1 protein-coding gene is annotated in these 252 nt (G+C 68.3%); it reads right to left on the bottom strand.

Annotated features, from left to right (window positions below; genetic code table 11):
* Positions 1 to 252 (bottom strand): transposase (locus tag FFK22_RS42585; RefSeq protein ID WP_143957089.1); only part of this gene is annotated, 252 nt, incomplete at both ends.

The following is a 252-nucleotide window of genomic DNA, read 5'->3' as shown; positions in this document are numbered from 1 at the left end:
GAAGGTGCGCTCGACGACCCAACGCCGGGGCAGCAGGACGAAGCCCTGGGCGGTATCCGACCGTTTGACGATCTCGATGGTCCACCGTCCCAATTCGGCGAGCGCCGTCGCCAGTTTGTCGCCGGCATAAGCCCCGTCGGCGAACAGGTGGCGCAGCCAGGGATACAGCGTCCGAACCGAGGCCAGAACGGCCGTTGCCCCGCCCCGATCTTGGACGTCGGCCGGATGGACATCGAGCCCGAGGAGGTGCCC

It is taken from the genome of Mycobacterium sp. KBS0706 (assembly GCF_005938675.2).
Classification (GTDB): Bacteria; Pseudomonadota; Alphaproteobacteria; order DSM-16000; family Inquilinaceae; genus Inquilinus.
The sequence above is the reverse complement of the archived record's forward strand: the minus strand, read 5'-3'. Positions and strand labels throughout refer to the sequence as shown.